Source organism: Azospirillum sp. UENF 111221, from assembly GCF_058780625.1.
Map to the genome: position 1 here is coordinate 2,213,434 of NZ_JBSNCH010000005.1, position 19,180 is coordinate 2,232,613.

Here is a 19,180-nt window from a genome sequence, read left to right on the forward strand (position 1 = left end):
GCGGGGTGTTCACTGTTCCATCGGGGGCGGGTGGGGCGGCGGGACGTGGAACGTATGGAACAGGATGGAACGGTTTTGCGGGGGGTGTGGACCGCCCCCCGAAGTTGAGACGCTTGTTAAATTGTTCCGGATTGGTCAGGCCACCAGGGCCGGGCGGCCGCCCGGCCCTGGTGGCGGGAAATTTTCCTCGAACTCGACCGGTGGGCTGTAGGCAAGGGCCGAGTGAAGGCGCTGGCGATTGTACACCTCGTCGATGAAGCGGTCGATGCAGGCCCTTGCCTGGGCGATGTCGGCATAACTGCGGCCATCAACCTCTTCGGTCTTGAGTGTTTTCATGAAGCTCTCCGCCATGGCATTGTCGTAAGGGCAGCCGACCCGGCTCATGCTTGGCTGGACGCCATGAGCCTCCAGGCGCCCGATGTAGGCCCGGCACGCATACTGGACGCCTCGGTCGGAGTGGTGAACCATCGGTCCTGCTCCACGTACGGCCAAGGCACCGTCGAGCGCCTCCAGCGCCAGTTCCGCCCGCAGATGATCGCCCAGTGCCCAGCCGATCACCCGGCGCGACCAAGCGTCCAGCACCACCGCCAAGTAGGCGAACGCCCCGCCCAACCGGACATAGGTGATGTCAGCCACCCACAGTTGGTTCGGTCCGCTCAACGCCAGGCGGCGCGCCACATTGGGCCAGACCGGAAAGTCATGACGGCTGTCCGTCGTCGCCGGGACGAACGATGCCCGACGCAGACACAGCAGGTTGTCCTCCCGCATCAGCCGCAGCACCAGCTTGTGGTTCACCAGCCGCCCCTCCCGGCGCAACAGCGCCGTGATCCGCCGGTAACCGTAGTGCCGGTGTACCAGGGCAAGGCGCTGGACGGCGTCGCGCAGGTCCGTCTCCTCAGCCGACGGCGCCCGCTCCTGCCAATGCCGGTAAAAACCGGCCCGGCTCACCCCCGCCAACCGGCACATCCGGTCCACCGAAACTCTGCCTTGCCGCTGCGTCATCGCCTGGATGGCGGCATAGACGCCGTCTCGCCAGCCGCGCTCTTCGGCCGGCGTGATGCCTCGATACGCTGCAAGGCTTCGCTGAAAAAATCCAAATCAAGCTGCTGGCGCGCAACCGTCCGCTCAAGCTCCGATACCCACGCACGCACATCAGGCGCAAGCTGATCCAATGCTGCCTCCGCAGGCGCGCTCGGCGCCGGGCCCGCTGAAGGGCCTCCCTCTGCAGATCGAGACCGCCGATAGCCGCGTCGGCGGCCAGGACGACGCTCCAATCCAGCCTCACCCGCACGACCAAAAGCATCGCGCCAGCGGTAAATCTGCGCACGGAATACGCCAGCCTCTCGCTCAAGATCCGTTATCCGCTCGCCAGCTTCAAGCCGTCGAACCAGCGAAACCTTGAACTCCAAACTTCGCTTCTCTCCCATCGGTCCTCTCCATCAGAGAACTGGAACACTTTAACACTGTCTCAGTTTCAGGGGGCACTCCAGGGGTGTCCAGTGTTCCATCCGGGCGGGCGCGTGGGGAGGGGACGCACGGGGGGAGGACGGGCCGCGGGGCGGCTTCGGTGGAGCGGGCGGAGGTGGCGGATCGCCACTGTCGGGGCATGCGGTGCCCTCCGCGGGTGGGGGAGGGCGCAAGCGTAGCATGGTTGGGGGAGTGGTGGTAAGGGTAGGCGAAAAAAGGGAAGGGCAAGGCTTGGGCTACCCATAAATAAATGGAGCGCAATAAATACAGGCAATGGAGAAAGTGCGCAAATTATTGAATTGAGGGGCGTTCGCCATCCTAAATTCAAAGTTAAATTCAGAAATCTCCCAACTTGAGCTGTTCTTGATAATTTTTCTTTTGACTAATCTCAAGTATTTTTTGGCGGGCATCTTTAGCATTTTTCCAAGAGGTGGTAATGGGTAAGGGGTAAGTGGCCATTTCTTTATGCTGTATACGCTTGAGTGTCTTTTCGTTTAATGCTTCTTCGATAAAGGAACGCAGTGCTGGTCCTGTGTTAAGGCGCCACAGTACGATGCGCCTTATTGACCGCAGCAAGTTCCCATCAGGTGAAGGAGTGAGGCGAAGGTTGATGTCGAGAGCCCCGTTTTTGATCCGGTCTAGATAATCCCTACTACAAATTAGTTTTCTTGAATGCAAGTCATACGCGGCAGCATCCCAATCGAAAAAGGTGCAGCGAATCACGTCTTCCAGCGATTTCACAGATACGCCGGCGTAGCGCGCAGCCCATGTTGTTTCTAAAGCCCAGAAATCGATTTGCCATGGCCCCCCACGGAAACCATAGCCACCGAATTTATTAGGTGTGGCATTCAGCGATCTAGCCAAACGCGCGATTGATTCTGCAGGGGCATCAATAACTAGATCAACATCAGACCTAAAGCCTGTGCGGCCCTTGCGAGCGAAATCTCGGACGAGTTCTCCAATCACCGCAACCCGGTCAAATTTCATAAAATTTTCATTAAGATGGCTTTGCAGAACCTTCATCTCAGTTAGCTGATTCTCCCAAAAGTAGCGATCCAATCGCCGTTTAAGCGAAGAAAAGTTAGGGGCAACTGACATTCGGCACCGAGTTGATATCTTGCCAAAGCTTCGTAGCATATGTGTCCGTCATCCCCGACACCATGTCGGTGAGAAGACGGAGTTCACGATAACGTAGTGTGCCTGCAATCCCATCCAAGGACTTAGACTTTTCCGCTTCCTCCAGATAGTTTGGACTAATCAAAGAGAAGATGTACCGTGCGCGAGCGCTACTGCGTGCTGACCTTAGGTCGTCTGCTTCTCTTTCGGAAATAGCCTCCCATAACGATGACATAATCCCGTCAATCGCTACGGCGCCCACCGCTTCTGTGCGCAGCACCGATGGATGGCGTAACCCATACTGCTTTGCTATATACTTTAGAGCGTCGCATAGAGGATTGTTATCCATGAGAGGAGCCTCGTGAGTCAGCTTCATTATCTGGTCAACGCTGGCCACGAATGCGTCGCTCGCATCATTAATGAGTGCCTCAATTACATATGCGCGCAGAAATTGTATCTTAATGTCGTGACGAATCTCAACGCGCCGGTCACTTTCGTTCACCTCTCTAAATTTTTCGTCAATCTTATTAATAGTATCTCGTCCTGCGACATCTTTGTTATGTTGGAGTGTGATTAGAACATCATCTGGTGAGAGAAGTCCCTTTTTCAGCAGGTCATCAACGTCAAGCACTGAGTAAGCAATATCATCACATGCTTCCATTATCCACGTGAGTGGATGTCGCTGCTTTTCGGCGAGCCCTGTCTCCAGGCGAATCCAATCAACAATTTCTTTCTCTGACTCGAAATAGCCATATTTTTTGATGTGAGGCTTTTGTTTGCTTGTCCCTGTTACGTGAACAGGGTACTTCAAAGTAGCCGCGAGTGTTGCTGCAGTCAGGTCTAGCCCAAGACGAGAGTGATGCGTCTGAAGCTTTGTCAAAAGACGGAGGCTTTGCGGATTGCCGTCGAATTTAGTAAACTCCGGCCAAAATTTTCCCGGAATAGGGTGGCGGATTCTTTTCTTCCTGTCGTAACTTTTGGTGAAAATCCAGTCTTTCCTAGACTTAAACCAGTTTCCAATTGCGCTTTCGCCTTGATGGCCGAAGGGTGGGTTCCCAAGGTCATGCGCAAGCCCAATAGCAGAAAGCATGGGCTGGATAGTGTCGCTTAAATTGACGCCTGCGAAAGCTTCAGGTGCACGCCTAAATGCACGCGTCCCAATTGATCGCGCCAAATTCGCAACCTCATGGGAATGCGTTAAGCGAGTGCGAACCCCGTCGTTGTCATCCATCGGCCAAACTTGTGTCTTGTCAGCGAGACGGCGTACAGGGGTAGAAAAGAGAAGTCGGTCGTAGTCCTGCTGAAAAAAAGAGCGTACACCGTTTGGATCGTGGTCATTTGTCGATGCTTCGCTACTTGAGCTGTTCAGCCTCGGGCGCCGAGTTTCACTCCAAAGATTTACAGACATATTTCGTTCCATTGATAAAGTTAAAAATCTCTTTTGCATTCAATGCCAATAAAAGCGCTGCACGATCCTCACTTTTTGTAGGGAATCGAGATGATCCCAATCGTGTGCTTCATCATCATGACAATCTTTTCCTCTGCTCCATAAGATTATTCAGAGAATATTCGATGTTAGCTTTAAGAGTTTGTGCTAGTTCTGACGCGTTTCTTGCAAGGACACTCAAAAACCACCTATCCGTTGCGGAGGTGCATTCTATTGCTGACTGCCTAAAGTCACAATCACCTTCTCTGCCTAACGCAAGCAAGTTCTTCATATCTGACACGCTCCGTCACCGTCTTCTCCGGTTATCCATTGCCTTCGGGCGTGGACGGCCGCGCTTCGGCGCGCCGCCAAGGGGCATGCTGCCCCTTTGCGATCCCCTGGCAAAGGCTGGCGCCTTTGCTGCCCCCTCACCCTGACCCTCTCCCCAGGGGGAGAGAGGATTGGGGGCGTTGCGGTGCAGGGCGGGCCGTTACCGCCCCCTTGGCTTCGCCCTTGCGGTCGGTTCGGCTTCCAGCGGGTTGTCGGGCCAGTAATGTTTCGGGTACTGGCCCTTCAAATCCGCCTTCACCGCCTTGTAGGCGTTGGCCCAGAAGCTCGCGAGGTCGCGGGTGACCTGGACCGGGCGGCGGGCGGGGGACAGCAGGTGCAGCAGCACGGGCACCCGGCCGCCGGCAATGCGCGGGGTCTGGGCCAAGCCGAACATCTCCTGCAACCGCACCGCCAGCACCGGCTCCTCGCCGTCATAGTCGATGGGGATGCGGGAGCCGCTCGGCACCTCGACATGGGTCGGGGCCTCGGCGTCCAGGCGGGTCTTCAACTCCCAGGGCAGCAGGGCGCGGAGCGCGCTCGACAGGTCGATGCGCTCCAGATGGGCGCGGCGCGACACGCCGTCGAGGAAGGGGGCCAGCCACGCCTCCAGACCGTCCATCAGGGCGTCGTCGGACAGGTCGGGCCAGTCGTAAGCGTCGCCCTCGCGGGTGCGCAGGAACATCACGCGGGTGCGCCATTTGCGCAGCTCGTCGGTCCAGGGCAGGCAGGTCGGGCCCAGCGCGCGGATGCCCTCGATCATCGCGGCGGTCATCGCGTCGGCCGGCGGCTTGGCCAGCTTCTCGTCCTTCAGGATCAGGGCGAACAGCATGCGCCGCCGCCGCGCCAGCACCGTCTGCTCGCGCGCGTCCCAGGCGACGATGGTCTCCGTGCGGATGTCGTCGGCGAAGCTCTCCTCCAGATCGGCCAGCGTGACCGGGGCGGCCAGGAAGATGCGCGATTCGCGGGCGGCGCCGTCGAGGTCGGCGATGGCGAGCCACTCCTCGGCCGACAGCGGCTCGGCCTGCTGGAAATAGGCGCCGCGCCCGCCCGACAGGCGATACTGCGCCGCCACGCCGCCGGGCTGGCCTCCGGGACGGCGCTGGCCGATGCGGTCGGGATAGGCCAGCGCCAGCAGGATGCCGACGGCGTTGGAATCCATCGCGTCGTCGTCGCGCACGCCGAGCTGGCGGCGCCACTGCCGGGCCTGCTTCACCGCCTGCTGCGCCCCGCCGCGGTCGACGCTGAGGCCGCGCGCGGCACCCTGGCCGCCGCGCTCCTCGCCGCGCAGCAGATCGACGCGCAGGCGCAGGTCGGCGTCGCGGAAGCCCGGTTGGGCGCGGACGATGTCGCGCTCGCCCAGCAATGCTGCGACCAGACAGGCGAGCGCGCCCTGGCCCATCGCCTTGCCGGCCAGCATCATGTGGGCCAGACGCGGATGCACGCCGAAGCCGGCCATGCGGCGGCCGTGCGGGGTGATGGCTCCCGCTTTGGTGAGCGCGCCGAGGCCGGTCAGCAGCTCGCGCGCCTGGGCCATCGCCGCTGTGGGAGGCTGGTCGAGCCAGGACAGGCTGGCGGGGTCGGAGACGCCCCACACCGCAAGCTCCAGCGCCAGCGGGGCGAGGTCGGCGTCGGCGATCTCCGGCGTGGTGAAGGGGGCCAGCGCCTTGTGCGTCGCCTCCGGCCACAGGCGGTAGCAGACGCCGGGCTCCAGACGGCCGGCGCGGCCGCGGCGCTGCTCGGCCGAGGCCTGGCTGACCTTCACTGTCGCCAGACGGGTCATGCCGCCGCGCGGGTCGAAGCGCGGAACCCGCATCAGCCCGCTGTCCACCACGATGCGGATGCCCTCGATGGTCAGGCTGGTCTCGGCGATGGAGGTCGCCAGCACGATCTTGCGCTGGCCGGGCGGGGTGGGGCCGATGGCGCGGTCCTGCGCCTCGGCCGACAGGTCGCCATAGAGCGGGGCGATGACGGTGTTCGGGCCGAGGTCGGACTGGTCGAGCAGCGACTGGACGCGGCGGATCTCGCCGACGCCGGGCAGGAAGACCAGGGCGTTGCCGGGCTCCTCGCGGAGCGCGCGGCGGACGGCGGCGGCGACGGCGTCCTCGATGCGGGTGCCCTGGGGAGGCGCGTCGAGGTGGCGGGTCTCGACCGGGTAGGCGCGGCCCTCGCTGGTCACCATCGCGGCCGGGCCATGCGTGTCCGCGAGAAGGGTGGCGACCGGGGCGGCGTCGAGCGTCGCCGACATCACGACGAGGCGCAGATCGTCGCGCAGCGCGCCGCGCGCCTCCTGCACCAGGGCAAGGGCGAGGTCGCTGTCGATGCCGCGCTCGTGGAACTCGTCGAACAGGACGGCGCCGACGGCGGGAAGCTCCGGATCCTCCTGAAGCTGGCGCAGGAACAGGCCGTCGGTCACCACCTCGATCCGGGTCTTCGGGCCGACCTTGGTATCCAGGCGCACGCGGTAGCCGACGGTCTCGCCCACCGCCTCCCCCAGCATCGACGCCATCCGGCGGGCGGCGGCGCGGGCGGCGAGGCGCCGCGGCTCCAGCACCAGGATTCTTGCGGCCCTTTGCCCAAGCCGCCTCCAGCAGGGCCAGCGGCACGCGGGTGGTCTTGCCCGCACCCGGCGGGGCTTGCAGCACGGCGGTGCCGCGGCTGTCCAGCGCCTCCAGCAGGGCGGGCAGGACGGGATCGATGGGAAGGGCGGGGAAGGCGGGCTTGCTCATGGGGGGAGTCTGCTGCCGCGAACCGGAGCGAAAGGCAATGCTTTTCGGGTGCGGGTGGGCGCGGCGCGCGCCAAAAGGTCGCAGGGGTGGGGCAGCGGGAGAGCGGTCGCGACCGATGGCCTTAAAAACTGTATGGTTTTGTCGTCGTCGGGCTTTTTCGCACCTCAAAGGGACCCATGACCGATATCCACGACGCCGCCCTGTTCCTCGCCCACGCCTGTGCGCTGGAGGAGGACGCCGCCAACCGCTTCTCCGACCTGTCGGAGGCGATGAAGACCTATGGCAACCAGGAGGTCGCGGCCTTCTTCGGCCAGATGGCGAAATTCTCGCGCCTGCATCTGGCCGAGGCGCGGGAACGGTCTGGCTTCCGCAAGATCCCCGATCTGGCGCCGGAAGACTTCCAGTGGCCGGACGGCGACAGCCCGGAAGCGGCCTCGATGGAAGGCTCGCACTATCTGATGACGGTGGAATACGCGCTGGAACTGGCGCTCGACAGCGAACGGCGCGGGCAGGCCTTCTATGCCGAGGTGGCGAAGACCACCACCGACGCCGAGGTCCGCATGATGGCCGAGGAGTTCGCCGCCGAAGAGGCCGAGCATGTCGCCCAGCTGGAGGTGTGGGCCAAGCGCTATCCGGCGTTGCAGGGGTAAGAGAGTGAGGAAGGGGGCGCTGGCTGCCCCCTCCCCTGGTTACTTTGACAGGGCGGACCAGTCGATCTCGTACACCTTGTCGGCCGGCTGATAGGTCTTGAAGGCGGCGATCACGTCGTCGACGCTGACGCCGCCCGGTACGTTCTGGATTTCATAGACGACCGAGCTGCCGCTGGTCGGGCCGACGTCGGCGTTGCGGTGGGCCTGCGAGACCAGCCCTTCGCCGGCCTTCTTGATCATGATGGAAGCCATGCATCCGTCTCCTGTTGCGACTTGCCCGACGGCAAAACCATAAACAAAAAGTGGTTTAACCGGAAGGCGGAAAGAATGGCGACGTTTGCACTGCGTCAATTTTGAGGGGCGTCATTTTTGAGGGGCGTCCTTACGGCAGCGATGCGGCCTCCGTCACCGGGGCGCGGCCGGGCATGCGGTCGGGCTGGGCGCCGCGCAGCGCCCCGGCGATGCCGCCGGTCAGCCAGACCGAGAAGGCGTTGCGGCCGGTGGCGCTGGCCTGATCGCAGGCGGCGGTGGGGGCGGCGCCCTCATAGTCCTCGGGCTCCACGGCGCCGCCGCCGTAGTTCCACAAGGGCAGCGAGGCGGCGGTGGGCTGGCCGGCCGGTTCGGCGGCCGAGGCGCTGGAGATCAGGCTGGGCGCCTGCCGGGCCGGGCGGCTGTGCACCTCGATCAGGGCGACGCGGATGCCGGCGGCCCAGGCGCGGTCGATGAAGGCGCGGACCTGCCGCTCGGTGGCGGTGGAGCCGGCGACGGCCCCGGGCGCCCCGCCGGTCAGCCAGGCCGACGGCGTCGGGCCGCAGCCGCGCCGGTATTGCAGGGCCACCTGATCCTGAACATAGGTCTGGCCGCGATAAAGCCGCATCAGGCCGTTGCCGTAGCGTTGCAGCTCGTCGACCGGGCCGCGGCTGGCGGTCAGCAGGTTGCGGTCGATCAGGATCAGCGTCGGCTTGACGGCGATCAGCCGGTCGAGCAGCGGCTCGAAATCGGCGAACTGGGCCTGTCGATGGACGATGCGCAGGAATTCCAGGTTGGGCACACCGCGCTCGGCGGCGACCTTCGCCATGCCGTGCTCGTCCAGCGTGGCGTCGCGCAGGGCGGTGTCGCCCAGCGCCACCACCATCACCGAATTGGGGACGCGCGCCGCCCGCTCTGCCACCGTGTTGATGCGGTTCAGGTTGTACCAGGCGAAGGGCTGGTCGTAGAGCATCGACCCGCTCCACAGCACCCCCAGCGCCGCCAGCGCGGCCAGCACCAGCGGTGCGATCAGCAGCGTCCCCAGCACCCCCCAGCGCCGCTTGCCGCGCCGCGGCGTCTCCGCGGCGGCGGTTTCCCCGGCGTGGGGGGAAACGGATTGCTGGTCCGGTTGAGACTGGGACGGGGGCTCCTGCGGGTCGAGATGGGACATCGGGCGTCTCCGGGCGTGCTGCGGCTACTCCCACAACGCGCGGAGGAGGTGAATCGACACGCGGTAATTGGGGGTATCCCCAAGGCCCCGGAACACCTCCGCCGCAGGGTCCCGGTTTGCCGAACGCGCCGTTTGTGTGTAGGCTCCGACCATGGAGGACGGCCTTGTCGCAGGGTTGGCTCCTTACAACAGGATTGGGCGATGAGCACCGAGATCCGCACCTTCAGCATTCCCGACGCCGCCGCCGAAGAGGCGCAGGCGCAGCTGTCCAGCTTCCTGCGGACGGTCGAGGTCCAGCGCATCGAAACCGCCTATGCCGACGGGGCGTGGCGCGTGCTGGTGCTGTTCACCGACCTTCGCCGCAAGGAGGAATCGCAGCAGATCGAGGCCGCCATCGCCGCGGCGCTGAACGGCTGGCGCGACAAGGCCGCCGCCCAGGCCGGGGTGACGCGCGACGCCGTTCTGGCCGACGATCTGGTGCAGGAGATCGCCCGCTTCGCACCCACGACGGAGCATGAGCTGTCGATCATCCTGAATGCCCGCGGGCAGGCCATCTCGCCCCAGGGCGGGGAAATCGTGCAGGTGGTGCGCTCGACGCTGGACCTGTTGATCGACTGACCGGCTGATCGACTGAGCGGCCGATCGACTGACCAGTTGATCGGCTCCGGGTGGAGCATCGGCGAAGTCCTATCCGATTCGGAAAGGCGATGCACAGCCAAAGGCTGTGGCGAACCTGCCGTAAGCGTCAGTTGGTCCGGGCGTTGTGGTATGCCAGGATTGCCCCCTTCACTGGCACCGGTGGATGGGATGACTGTGGCTTGGAAGGATCATCCGAAGCGTCGTGGCGCAGCTCCGCACGCGGTCCCCGCGGACGCGGTGTGGACCATGGTTCCGGACTATCGGAAGATGGCGCAGGAACTGGCCATGCTGGGGGCGGAAGCCGCCCGGCGCGCCCGCATGACCGGCAACGGGCATTACGACCGGCTCGCCCACACCCTGACCAGCCGGGCGGACGAGATCCTGGACGATCTGGAGCGCGGCCGAAAGATTTGACCGGATTGGACGGTTGCGAAAAGGAAACGGCGCCCGGATGGGGCGCCGTTTTGGTTTTCGCAAGTCTGTCGGGTGCCCCTTTCACCCCACCCCTCTTCCCGGAGGGAGAGGGGCGTGGCGGGGGCAATCGGCCTCAGACCACCTTGGCGCTGTGCATGGCGGCGATCTGGTCCTTGTTGTAGCCGAGCTGGGCCAGGACCTCGTCGGTGTGCTCGCCGAGCAGCGGGGAACCGGTGACCTCGACCGTCATGTCCGAGAACTTGATCGGGCTGCCGACGGTCAGGTACTTGCCACGCTGCTTGTGGTCGACCTCGACGACGGTGCCGCTGGCGCGCAGCGACGGGTCTTCGGCGATCTCCTTCATCGACAGCACCGGCGCGCACGGGATGTCGTACTTGCGCAGGATGTCGACGGCCTCGAACTTGGTCTTGTCCTTCAGCCAATCCTCGATGATCGCGAAGATGTCGAAGATCTTGTCCTGACGGGCGAGAGCCGTGTTGTAGGCCGGATCGTCGATCCACTCCTCGCGGCCCAGAGCCTTACAGATCGGCGCCCAGGCATGGCCCTGGATGGTGAAGTAGATGTAGGCGTTGGGATCGGTCTCCCAGCCCTTGCACTTCAGCACCCAGCCCGGCTGGCCGCCGCCGCCGGCATTGCCGCCGCGCGGAACCACGTCGGTGAACTTGCCGTGCGGGTACTGCGGGTATTCCTCCAGGTAGCCGACGCGGTCCAGGCGCTGCTGGTCGCGCAGCTTGACGCGGCAGAGGTTCAGCACGCTGTCCTGCATCGAGACGGCGACCTTCTGGCCCTTGCCGGTCTTGGTGCGGGCCATGAGCGCGGTCAGGATGCCGATGGCGAGGTGCATGCCGGTGTTGCTGTCGCCGAGAGCGGCGGCGGACACGGTCGGCGGGCCATCCCAGAAACCGGTGGTCGACGCGGCACCGCCGGCGCACTGGGCGACGTTCTCATAGACCTTCAGGTCCTGGTAATGGTGGCCGTCGCTGAAGCCCTTGACCGAGGCGACGATCATGCCGGGGTTCAGTTCCTTGATCTTGTCCCAGCTGAAGCCCATGCGGTCCAGCGCGCCGGGGCCGAAATTCTCGACCAGCACGTCGGATTCCTTGATCAGGCGGGTCAGGACTTCCTTGCCCTCGGCCGTCTTGGTGTCCAGCGTCAGGGAGCGCTTGTTGCTGTTGAGCATGGTGAAGTACAGCGCGTCGGCATCCGGGATGTCGCGCAGCTGGCTGCGGGTGACGTCGCCGGCGCCCGGACGTTCGACCTTGATGACGTCCGCGCCGTACCAGGCCAGAAGCTGGGTGCAGGCGGGGCCGGCCTGCACGTGGGTGAAGTCGATGATCTTAATGCCTTCGAGCGGCTTGGTCATGACTGCAACACTCCCTTATTTCGCGTTGTTTCAGTTTGTCTGTTGGATTTGATCGTCAGGGATCGGCTCCGGTTCGATCTTCGGAGCCTGCTCCCGGGGTCCGCTCGCCCTCAGCCGGCCGCAGCGACGCCTGCTCGGGCGGCGGCTTCGAGGTCGGTGAGGCGGCGGCGCAATGTCCGCTCTTCGGTCCAGCGGGCGGTTTCGTCCCGCACCACGGCGACGATCCCGGTCACCGCACCGTCGGTCCCGCGCAAAAGCGCGACGGTGAAGGCGATCGACAGGCTGTGCCCGTCCTTGTGGACCGCCGGAACCCGAAGCAAATCATGGCCATAGCGGGTCTCGCCGGTGGCCATGGTGTTTTCGTACCCATCCCAATGACGCTGGCGCTGGCGTTCGGGAATGATGATGTCGAGCGACTTGCCCATCGCCTCGTCGGCGGTGAAGCCGAACATCCGCTCCGCCGCTGCATTCCACAGGGCGATGGCGCCGGCCGGATCGGACACGATGACGGCATCGCCGATCACCGCCACCAGCTGTTCGCAATCCACAACCGCGGGCGAACCCGCTGCTGTCCTCTCGTCCATGTCGATCTCCTTGGTGCCCGCCCCCTCTTGGATTGGGCACCGGGGGAGCCGGTGCGGCGATGGCCCGTAAGCCGCCGTCGCACTGACATTATCGATACGGTATACCAGATACCATATCTTTGGCAAGAGGATTTGAGCGCTTCGCGAACTGTTGTTTGCGCGAACCTTTTGGGGGGTGCAGGTATCCCCTCTCCCCCCGGGGAGAGGGGGATTCTTCGGGGGAGTGCGCGCCAAAAGAAAAAGGGCGCCTTGCGGCGCCCCTTCAGGGTTCCAAGGGCCTTGGCCCTTGGACGGGTGGGTCAAGGGAGGGCAGTTGCCCTCCCTTGCCTCGTTGGTCTCAGACGTCCAGCAGCAGGCGGCGCGGATCCTCGATCAGCTCCTTGATGCGGACGAGGAAGGTGACCGCTTCCTTGCCGTCGATGATGCGGTGATCGTAGGACAGCGCCAGATACATCATCGGGCGGACCTCGATCTTGCCGCCGACGACGACCGCGCGGTCCATCGTCTTGTGCATGCCGAGGATGGCCGACTGCGGCGGGTTGATGATCGGGGTCGACATCAGCGAGCCGTAGACACCACCGTTGGAGATGGTGAAGGTGCCCCCCGTGAGTTCGTCCATCGACAGCTTGCCGTCGCGGCCCTTCTTGCCGAGAGCGGCGATGGTGCCCTCGACGCCGGCGAAGTCCAGCTGGTCGGCGTTGCGCACCACCGGAACCACCAAGCCCTGCGGCGTGCCGACGGCGACGCCGATGTCATAGTAGTTCTTGTAGACGATGTCGGTGCCGTCGATCTCGGCGTTGACGGCCGGGATCTCCTTCAGGGCCTGGACGGCGGCCTTGACGAAGAAGGACATGAAGCCGAGCCGCACCTTGTGGCGCTTCTCGAAATAGTCCTTGTACTCGGCGCGCAGAGCCATCGCCGCCGACATGTCCACCTCGTTGAAGGTGGTCAGCATGGCGGCCGAGTTCTGGGCCTCCTTCAGACGCTCGGCGATGCGCTGGCGCAGGCGGGTCATGCGGACGCGCTCTTCCTGAGCGGCGCGCGGACGGTCGCCCTGGGTGCCGGCGGCCCACTGGACCTTCGGAGCCGGGGCCGGAGCGGCCGGCTTGGCGGCGGGAGCCGGAGCCGCCGGGGCAGCCAGCACGTCACCCTTGGTCACGCGGCCGTCCTTGCCCGAACCGGCGATGGACGAGCCGTCGATGCCCTTCTCGTCGGCCAGCTTGCGGGCGGCCGGGCCGGAGGCGGCCAGGTTGCCCGGAGCGGCGGCGGCGGCCGGGGCGGCAGCCGGGGCCGGGGCGGCGGCGGGAGCCGGGGCAGCGGCCGGAGCGGCGGCGGCCGGGGCGGCACCGGCGGCGGCACCTTCGGTCAGCACGCCCAGCAGGGCGCCGACCTCGACGTTCGCACCTTCCGCGGCGACGATCTCGGCCAGCACGCCGGCGGCCGGGGCGTTCACCTCGAGCGTGACCTTGTCGGTCTCCAGCTCGACCAGCGCCTCGTCCATGGCGACGGCCTCGCCGGCCTTCTTCAGCCAGCGGGCGACCGTCGCCTCGGAGACGGACTCACCCAGCGTGGGGACCTTGATTTCGGTAGCCATTTCTTATTCCTCGTTCGTCTTCTTGTTCGCTTGGGCGAGAGGGTCAGCGGACCGTCAGGGCTTCATCCAGGAGCTTGGCCTGCTCCTTGTTGTGGCGCTTCAGCAGGCCGGTCGCCGGCGAGGCGGTGGCCGGGCGGCCGACGTAGGACGGGCGGCCGGCCTTGTGGCCGACATCCTTCAGCACGGCTTCCAGGCGGCGGTCGGCGAAGAACCAGGCGCCCTGGTTCTCCGGCTCTTCCTGGCACCAGACCAGCTCGGCGTTCGGATACTTGGCGAACTCGGCGGCCAGCGCGTCCTTCGGGAACGGGTAGAGCTGTTCCAGGCGCAGGATGACGACGTCCTTGATGCCGCGGCTCATGCGCTCCTGCAGCAGGTCGTAATAGACCTTGCCGGAGCACACCACGATGCGGCGGATCTTGTCGTTGGCGGCCAGATCGTTGGCGGTCTCGCCCAGCACGCGGTGGAAGCTGCTGCCCGGGCCCATCTCCGACAGGTCGGAGATGCACAGCTTGTGGCGCAGCAGCGACTTCGGCGTGAACAGGACCAGCGGCTTGCGGAAGCTGCGGCGGATCTGGCGGCGGAAGACGTGGAACAGGTTGGCCGGCGTCGTCACGTTGCAGATCTGCCAGTTGTCCTCGGCGCACATCTGCAGGAAGCGTTCCGGACGGGCGGACGAGTGTTCCGGACCCTGGCCCTCGTAGCCGTGCGGCAGCAGCAGCACCAGGCCGGACATGCGCAGCCACTTGGACTCGCCCGACGAGATAAACTGGTCGATGATGGTCTGCGCGGTGTTGGCGAAATCGCCGAACTGCGCTTCCCACAGGACCAGATTGTGCGGCTCGGCCAGCGAATAGCCGTATTCGTAGCCGACGACGGCGGCTTCCGACAGCGGGCTGTCATGGACCTCGAAGGTCGCCTGGTCCGGGCTGACGTGGCAGAGCGGGACGTACTTCTCTTCGGTGTTCTGGTCGTACATCACCGCATGGCGGTGCGAGAAGGTGCCGCGGCCGGAATCCTGGCCCGACAGGCGCACACCGGTGCCCTCGGCGACCAGCGTGCCGTAGGCCAGCGCCTCGGCGGTCGCCCAGTCGATGCCCTCGCCGGTCTCCAGCGTCTTCTTCTTGGCTTCCAGCTGGCGCGCGATCTTGGAGTTGATCGCGAAGTCCTTCGGGTACTCGCAGAGCTTGAAGCCGATCTGCTTCAGCTTGTCGAGGTCCACGCCGGTCTCGCCGCGGTGGGCGGTGTTGGCGCCCTGCGCCTCCAGCCCGGCCCACTTGCCTTCCAGCCAGTCGGCCTTGTTCGGCTTGTAGGTGCTGGACGCCTCGAACTCACCCTCCAGCTTCTTCATGAAGTCCTGGGTGATCTGGTCGCCCTCGGACTGGGTGATCACGTTTTCCGCCACCAGCTGCTTGGCATACAGCTCGCGCGTGGTCGCGTGGGAGCGGATGTTCTTGTACATGATCGGCTGGGTGAAGCCCGGCTCGTCGCCCTCGTTGTGGCCGTGGCGGCGGTAGCAGACCATGTCGATCACGACGTCCCGCTTGAACTTCTGGCGGAACTCGATGGCGATGCGGCTGACATGGACGACGGCTTCGGGATCGTCGCCGTTCACGTGGAAGATCGGCGCCTGCACCATCTTGGCCATGTCGGAGCAGTACACGCCCGACCGCGAATAGGTCGGGTTGGTGGTGAAGCCGATCTGGTTGTTGATGATGAAGTGCATGGTGCCGCCGGTGCGGTAGCCGCGCAGCTCCGACAGGCCCAGCGTCTCGGCCACGATGCCCTGGCCGGCGAAGGCGGCGTCGCCGTGGATCAGCACGCCCATCACCTGCTCGCGCTCGAGGTCGCGGCGCTGCTGCTGCTTGGCGCGCACCTTGCCCAGCACGACCGGGTTGACCCATTCCAGGTGGGACGGGTTGGCGGTCAGCGACAGGTGGACGATGTTGCCGTTGAAGTCGCGGTCCGACGAGGTGCCGAGATGGTACTTCACGTCGCCGGAGCCCTGGACGTCCTCGGGGCTCGACGGGTTGCCCTGGAACTCCGAGAAGACGGCGGAGAAGGGCTTGCCCATGAAGTTGGTCAGCATGTTCAGACGGCCGCGGTGGGCCATGCCGACGACGGCCTCCTTCAGGCCGAGCTGGCCGCCGCGCTTCAGGATCTGCTCCAGCGCGGGGATCATCGACTCGCCGCCCTCAAGGCCGAAGCGCTTGGTGCCGGTGTATTTCAGCTGCAGGAACTTCTCGAAGCCCTCGGCCGCGGTCAGCCGCTCCAGGATGGCGCGCTTGCCGTTCACCGTGAAGTCGGTGTGGTTGCGGCCGCCCTCGATGCGCTCCTGGATCCAGGCCTTCTCTTCCGGGTCCTGGATGTGCATGAACTCGACGCCGATCGTCCCGCAATAGGTCTTGTGCAGGATGTCGAGGATCTGGCGCAGCGTCGCCGTTTCCAGCCCGAGCGAGTAGTTCAGGAAGATCGGACGGTCGAGGTCGTCCGGGCCGAAGCCGTAGGTCGCCGGATCCAGTTCCGGGTGCGGCTCGCGCTTCTCCAGACCCAGCGGGTCGAAATGCGCGTTCATGTGGCCGCGGACGCGGAAGACGCGGATCAGCATCAGGGCGCGGATGCTGTCCAGCGTGGCGGCGCGCAGCTGCTGCGGGCTGATGCCGCCATAGACCTGCTGGGTGTGGGACAGCATGGCGCCGTTGCCGGGGCCGTTCATCGCCGCGGCGGCGCCGTTCGTAGCGGCGCCGTTGGGGACGGCGACGATGAAGCTCTCGGCGACCGGGTCGCGCTTGGCCTTGGGGTCTTCCAGATCGGACACGGTCCAGGACGCGCCGCGCAGCTCGTCCAGGACGGCGCGCGAATCCTCGTCCAGATCCTGGAAGAAGCTGTTCCAGCTGGGGTCGACGGCGGCCGGGTTGGACAGGTAGCTGGCGTAGAGCTCGGCGACGTAACCGGCGTTCGAGCCGAAGAGGAACGAGGTCTGTTCCAGATTTGCCGACATGGTTTCACCTCGGGCCGTGAGCCCGATTCCCTGTGGGAGATGATCGCGAGTGATGAAGGGGGCGGGAGATCGATGGATACCCATGTGCAAGAACCGGCGAGGGGAGCCGGTGGGATGCGAGGTGGGATGCCGTACGCACCGCCGACGCTTGCATATGGGTTCCCAGGACCAACCGTCCAAGAGGATAGGCCGAAGGGGCGTCGGGCGGGGCACCGCAGCGTCCCGCCCGTCAACCTCTTCGAAAGGCGTCCTCTTTTCAAAGGCATGAGGCCGCGGGCGTCACGTCGCCGTGACGCCCGCCGGCGATCAGCCCTTGAACACCTTCAGCATGGTGGAGCCCAGGCTGGCGGGGCTGTCGGCGACGGCGATGCCGACCGACTTCATGAAGTCGATCTTGAAGTCGGCGGTGTCGTTGCCGCCGGAGATCACCGCACCGGCATGGCCCATGCGGCGTCCCGGAGGAGCCGTGCGGCCGGCGATGAAGCCGACGACCGGCTTCTTGGTGCCCGAGGCCTTGATGAACTCGGCGCCGCGGACTTCGGCGTCGCCGCCGATCTCGCCGATCATGATGATGCCCTCGGTCTCCGGGTCCTTCACGAACAGCTCCAGGCTGTCGACGAAGTTGGTGCCGTTGACCGGGTCGCCGCCGATGCCGATGCAGGTGGTCTGGCCGAGGCCGGCCGCCGTGGTCTGCGCCACCGCTTCATAGGTCAGCGTGCCGGAGCGCGAGACGATGCCGATCTTGCCGCGCTTGTGGATGTGGCCCGGCATGATACCGATCTTGCACTCGTCCGGCGTGATGATGCCGGGGCAGTTCGGGCCGATCAGGCGGGTGGCCGAACCGCTGAGCGCACGCTTGACGCGGACCATGTCCAGCACCGGGATGCCCTCGGTGATGCAGACCACCAGCGGGATCTCGGCGTCGATGGCTTCCAGGATCGCGTCGGCCGCAAACGGCGGCGGCACGTAGATCACGGAGGCGTTGGCGCCGGTCTTCTCGACCGCCTCGGCGACGGTGTCGAAGATCGGCAGGTCGAGGTGCTTGGCCCCGCCCTTACCCGGCGTCACGCCGCCGACCATCTTGGTGCCGTAGGCGATGGCCTGCTCGGAGTGGAAGGTGCCCTGGGCTCCGGTGAAGCCCTGGCAGATCACCTTCGTGTTCTTGTCGACGAGAACAGCCATGTTACGCGGCCTCCTTCACGGCCTTGACCACCTTTTCGGCGGCATCGGCGAGGTTGTCGGCCGAGAGGATCGGCAGGCCGGATTCGGCCAGGATCTTCTTGCCCAGATCGACGTTGGTGCCTTCCAGGCGCACCACCAGCGGAACGTGCAGGTGCACTTCGCGCGCCGCGGCGACCACGCCCTCGGCGATCACGTCGCAGCGCATGATGCCGCCGAAGATGTTGACCAGGATGCCTTCGACGTTGCTGTCGGACAGGATCAGCTTGAAGGCCGCGGTGACGCGCTCCTTGGTGGCGCCGCCGCCGACGTCGAGGAAGTTGGCCGGCTCGCCGCCATACAGCTTGATGATGTCCATGGTGGCCATCGCCAGGCCGGCGCCGTTGACCATGCAGCCGATGTTGCCGTCGAGCTTGACGTAGTTGAGGCTGTGCTTGGCCGCCTCGATCTCCGACGGATCCTCTTCGGCCTCGTCGCGCAGCTCTTCCACGTCCTTGTGGCGGAACAGGGCGTTGTCGTCGAAGTTCATCTTGGCGTCGAGCGCCAGGATGTCGCCCGAGCCGGTGACGATCAGCGGGTTGATCTCGACGATGGCGCAGTCCAGGTCCACGAAGGCCTTGTAGGCGGCCTGGATGAACTTGGCGGCGGCGCCGACCTGCTTGCCTTCCAGGCCGAGCGCGAAGGCGACCTTGCGGGTGTGGTATCCCTGGATGCCGGTGGCCGGGTCGACCGCGACCTTGATGATCTTCTCGGGCGTGTTATGGGCGACCTCTTCGATCTCCATGCCGCCTTCGGTCGAGGCCATGATCGTCACGCGGCCGGTGGCGCGGTCGATCAGCATGCCGAGGTACAGCTCGCGCTTGATGTCGGCGCCTTCCTCGATGTAGAGGCGCTTGACCTCGCGGCCTTCCGCGCCGGTCTGCTTCGTCACCAGGACGCTGTTCAGCATCTCGGCGGCGTTCTTGCCGACCTCCTCGATCGACTTGACGACGCGGACGCCGCCCTTGCCCTCGGGGTTGTTCTTGAAGCGGCCGGCGCCGCGGCCGCCGGCGTGGATCTGGGACTTCACGACCCAGACCGGACCGCCCAGCTCGCGGGCGACCGTCTCGGCCTCCTGCGGGGTGTAGGCAACGCCGCCGCGGGGAACCGCGACGCCGTACTTCTTCAGCAGGCTTTTCGCCTGGTACTCATGGATGTTCATCGGGCGTCCATCTGTTTTTTGTTTCGGCTGACGAGAACGGGTCGACTGAAGG

15 protein-coding genes and 1 pseudogene are annotated in these 19,180 nt (G+C 65.0%); 3 read left to right on the forward strand and 13 right to left on the reverse strand.

From position 1 onward, the window contains the following. Nucleotides 1-135: 135 nt before the first annotated feature. The 5 genes and pseudogenes from ACWPN3_RS25180 to hrpB form a co-directional block, all read right to left on the reverse strand. Complete coding sequence (locus ACWPN3_RS25180; RefSeq protein WP_492239909.1) at nt 136-1,002, reverse strand: IS3 family transposase; 867 nt, start codon at nt 1,000-1,002, stop codon at nt 136-138. Then, nucleotides 999-1,427 (reverse strand): helix-turn-helix domain-containing protein, encoded by a 429-nt coding sequence (locus ACWPN3_RS25185; RefSeq protein WP_174475373.1) that lies wholly within the window; start codon nt 1,425-1,427, stop codon nt 999-1,001. Before ACWPN3_RS25185 ends, ACWPN3_RS25180 begins: the two co-directional genes overlap by 4 nt. Before the next feature lie 376 nt (nt 1,428-1,803). Beyond that, nucleotides 1,804-2,490, reverse strand: a complete 687-nt coding sequence (locus tag ACWPN3_RS25190; RefSeq protein ID WP_492261802.1) for a hypothetical protein — start codon at nt 2,488-2,490, stop codon at nt 1,804-1,806. A gap of 58 nt (nt 2,491-2,548) precedes the next feature. Next, nucleotides 2,549-4,030 carry a dGTP triphosphohydrolase gene (gene dgt / locus ACWPN3_RS25195; protein WP_492239911.1) on the reverse strand — a complete coding sequence of 494 codons (1,482 nt, stop codon included), beginning with the start codon at nt 4,028-4,030 and terminating at the stop codon, nt 2,549-2,551. Nucleotides 4,031-4,499: 469 nt separating this feature from the next. Continuing rightward, nucleotides 4,500-7,065 (reverse strand): annotated as a pseudogene (hrpB, locus tag ACWPN3_RS25200) (ATP-dependent helicase HrpB). 176 nt (nt 7,066-7,241) lie between these two features. Between hrpB and ACWPN3_RS25205 the strand changes: the two are divergent. After that, on the forward strand, nt 7,242-7,715 hold the full coding sequence (locus tag ACWPN3_RS25205; protein WP_109049693.1) for a ferritin-like domain-containing protein: 474 nt from the start codon (nt 7,242-7,244) through the stop codon (nt 7,713-7,715). 39 nt (nt 7,716-7,754) lie between these two features. Here the strand turns inward: ACWPN3_RS25205 and ACWPN3_RS25210 are convergent, their stop codons facing one another. Both ACWPN3_RS25210 and ACWPN3_RS25215 read right to left on the reverse strand, forming a co-directional pair. After that, complete coding sequence (locus tag ACWPN3_RS25210; RefSeq protein ID WP_098740667.1) at nt 7,755-7,967, reverse strand: hypothetical protein; 213 nt, start codon at nt 7,965-7,967, stop codon at nt 7,755-7,757. A gap of 130 nt (nt 7,968-8,097) precedes the next feature. Beyond that, on the reverse strand, nt 8,098-9,135 hold the full coding sequence (locus ACWPN3_RS25215) for a hypothetical protein (RefSeq protein ID WP_492239913.1): 1,038 nt from the start codon (nt 9,133-9,135) through the stop codon (nt 8,098-8,100). 201 nt (nt 9,136-9,336) lie between these two features. Here ACWPN3_RS25215 and ACWPN3_RS25220 point away from each other — a divergent pair, with 201 nt between their 5' ends. Both ACWPN3_RS25220 and ACWPN3_RS25225 read left to right on the forward strand, forming a co-directional pair. Next, nucleotides 9,337-9,753, forward strand: coding sequence for an HRDC domain-containing protein (locus ACWPN3_RS25220; RefSeq protein ID WP_109448517.1), 417 nt, complete (start codon nt 9,337-9,339; stop codon nt 9,751-9,753). Between the two features lie 288 nt (nt 9,754-10,041). Continuing rightward, nucleotides 10,042-10,188, forward strand: coding sequence for a hypothetical protein (locus ACWPN3_RS25225; RefSeq protein WP_199237854.1), 147 nt, complete (start codon nt 10,042-10,044; stop codon nt 10,186-10,188). Between the two features lie 133 nt (nt 10,189-10,321). Here the strand turns inward: ACWPN3_RS25225 and frc are convergent, their stop codons facing one another. The 6 genes from frc to sucC all read right to left on the reverse strand — a co-directional run bounded on the left by frc (nt 10,322) and on the right by sucC (nt 19,128). Beyond that, entirely contained in the window at nt 10,322-11,572 is a 1,251-nt protein-coding gene (gene frc / locus ACWPN3_RS25230; RefSeq protein WP_109448515.1) for a formyl-CoA transferase, read from the reverse strand. 110 nt (nt 11,573-11,682) lie between these two features. Beyond that, nucleotides 11,683-12,156, reverse strand: a complete 474-nt coding sequence (locus tag ACWPN3_RS25235) for a PAS domain-containing protein (protein ID WP_109448513.1) — start codon at nt 12,154-12,156, stop codon at nt 11,683-11,685. 337 nt (nt 12,157-12,493) lie between these two features. After that, nucleotides 12,494-13,750, reverse strand: coding sequence for a 2-oxoglutarate dehydrogenase complex dihydrolipoyllysine-residue succinyltransferase (odhB, locus tag ACWPN3_RS25240; protein ID WP_492239914.1), 1,257 nt, complete (start codon nt 13,748-13,750; stop codon nt 12,494-12,496). A 43-nt stretch (nt 13,751-13,793) separates the two neighbouring features. After that, the gene (locus tag ACWPN3_RS25245; RefSeq protein WP_109451252.1) at nt 13,794-16,748 is read right to left on the reverse strand and encodes a 2-oxoglutarate dehydrogenase E1 component; all 2,955 of its coding nucleotides are present in this window, start codon (nt 16,746-16,748) and stop codon (nt 13,794-13,796) included. A 306-nt stretch (nt 16,749-17,054) separates the two neighbouring features. After that, the gene (gene sucD / locus ACWPN3_RS25250; protein ID WP_372398196.1) at nt 17,055-17,930 is read right to left on the reverse strand and encodes a succinate--CoA ligase subunit alpha; all 876 of its coding nucleotides are present in this window, start codon (nt 17,928-17,930) and stop codon (nt 17,055-17,057) included. Nucleotide 17,931: 1 nt separating this feature from the next. Further along, complete coding sequence (gene sucC / locus ACWPN3_RS25255; protein ID WP_174475077.1) at nt 17,932-19,128, reverse strand: ADP-forming succinate--CoA ligase subunit beta; 1,197 nt, start codon at nt 19,126-19,128, stop codon at nt 17,932-17,934. Nucleotides 19,129-19,180 lie beyond the last annotated feature (52 nt).